The sequence below is a fragment of the Brevundimonas sp. genome (assembly GCF_031082345.1).
Taxonomy (GTDB): domain Bacteria; phylum Pseudomonadota; class Alphaproteobacteria; order Caulobacterales; family Caulobacteraceae; genus Brevundimonas.
Window position 1 is genome coordinate 6,778 of record NZ_JAVHLH010000110.1, and the last position, 2,094, is coordinate 8,871.

The window sequence follows — 2,094 nt, forward strand, 5'->3', positions numbered from 1 at the left end:
CCAGCCTCGCGCTGGAGGGTCACGCCGAGGGTCTGGCGGAGACGACGGCGGGACGGTCGCTGGAGGCCCGGCACGCCCTGTGGGCGGGCCAGCTTCCCGACGACCCCGAGGCCCTGTTGGCGGCCCTGAAGGCCCTGCCGGACGAAGGACGGCTGGCCCTGTTCGCCCACGTCGTCTCGCTGAGCGTCAATGCCGTGCAACGCGTCGGGACCTCGCGCCGCGCTCTGGCCCACGCCGGGGTCGTGGCCGATCTCGTCGACCTCGACATGACCCGCTACTGGGCCGCGACGGCGAGCAGCTACTTCAGCCGCGTCACCAAGGCCCTGATCGCCGAGGCCGTGGCCGAGGGCGTCTCGCCCGAGGCGGCGGCTCCGCTGACCAGCCTCGACAAGGCCGGCATGGCCGCCAAGGCGGAGGAGCTCCTGTCCGGCACGGGCTGGCTGCCGCCGTTGCTGCGTCGGTCCGGGGCCGCTCCGGCGTAACCGGGGTGGAGGGCCGTCACCGAAGGCGGCCCTCCCCTGCTCCGGGCGGCCCCGGCCAAGGCGAACGCCCGCCGTGCGCGACGGACGCGCCCGGGCTCCAATGTCTGGGCCGGTCTGGCGTCCTCTCCCCAGCCGCGACTCGCGGCCCGGGCCCCGGCGCCCTAGACTGGCAATTCGTCCTGAGAGCTGCCGCGACCGTCCCTTCGGGGATGTCAGGGAGGTCAGGGACGTCCCCTCCCCTATGAAATATTTTCTCTACTGCCGGAAATCCTCGGAGGCCGAGGATCGTCAGGTGCTGTCCATCGAATCCCAGCGCCGCGAGCTCGAGCGACTTCTGAACGCCTCTCCGGGGGTCGAGGTGGTGGAGATCATCGAGGAGTCGAGGAGCGCCATGACCCCGGGGCGGCCGCGCTTCGACGCCATGGTCGCGCGCATCGAAAAGGGCGAGGCCGAGGGCATCGCCACCTGGGCTCCCGACCGTCTGGCGCGCAACTCCATCGACGGCGGGCGCCTGATCTATCTCCTCGATCGCGGCGTGCTCAAGGATCTCAAATTCTCGACCTACACCTTCGAGAACAACTCACAGGGCAAGTTCATGCTGCAGATCATGTTCGGCCAGTCGAAATACTATTCCGACGCCCTCTCCGAAAACGCCAAACGTGGCAACCGCACCAAGCTGGAGAACGGCTGGCGGCCCAACCGCGCGCCGCTGGGCTACCGCAACGACCGCGCCACCCGCACCATTGTTCCGGACCCAACCTATTTCCCGCTGATCAAGGGCCTGTTCCGCCTGGTCGCCCATCGCGGCTGCAGCATCCACGCGGCGGCGCGCATCGCTCGCGACGACTGGGGCTTCGTTACCCCGCCCGCGCACGGCAAGCCGGGCGTGCCGCTGCCCGACAGCACCGCCCACCGCATCCTCACCGATCCCTTCTACGCCGGCGTCATCGTCTGGAATGGGCGCACCTGGCCCGGCAAGCATCCGCCGGCGGTGCGGCTCGAGACCTTCGAACGACTGCAGGCGGCGCTGCGCCGGACCGTGTCCATGCCGCCGACGTTGGAGGTGCCCTATCGCGGCCTGATCCGCTGCGGCCGCTGCGATCGCGCCGTCACCGCCGAGCGCAAGCAGAAGCGGGTGCGCCGCTACCTCTACTATCACTGCTCGCGGCGCAAACTCGACGACCGCTGCCCCGAACCGTCCGTCGAGGCCAAGGCGCTCGACGCGCAGATCCTCGCGTTCCTGCGCACCCTGCGGCTGGACCGGGGCCTGCACGACTGGATGATCGAGAAGTTCGCCCGGCAGGAGCAGGAGATGGCGCAGCTGAACGCGGCGCACCGAACCACGCTGGAAGCGTCGCTGCGCGACGTCGACCGTCAGTCCGATGCGCTCACCACCCTGATGCTTCGGGGCCAGCTGACAGAGCCGGAGTTCAAGACCCAGCGCGGCCGTCTGGAGGCGGAGCGCGGCGACATCGCCGCGCGGCTGGAAAGCGCCCGGTCAGGGGGAGTGGGGATCGAACCCCTGCGCGATCTGCTGCGGGCCAGCAATCAGGCCGCGGATTGGTTCTCGCGCGCCGACGCGGACGAAAAGCGGATGATCCTGAAATTGGTG

1 protein-coding gene and 1 pseudogene are annotated in these 2,094 nt (G+C 69.9%); both read left to right on the forward strand.

The annotated features are described in order from the left end of the window. A pseudogene (locus RDU12_RS08640) lies at positions 1-482 on the forward strand (chromosome partitioning protein ParB); the annotation flags it as partial. A gap of 241 nt (positions 483-723) precedes the next feature. After that, positions 724-2,094, forward strand: a 1,371-nt coding sequence (locus tag RDU12_RS08645) for a recombinase family protein (RefSeq protein WP_308684452.1), incomplete at its 3' end; no start/stop codon positions are given.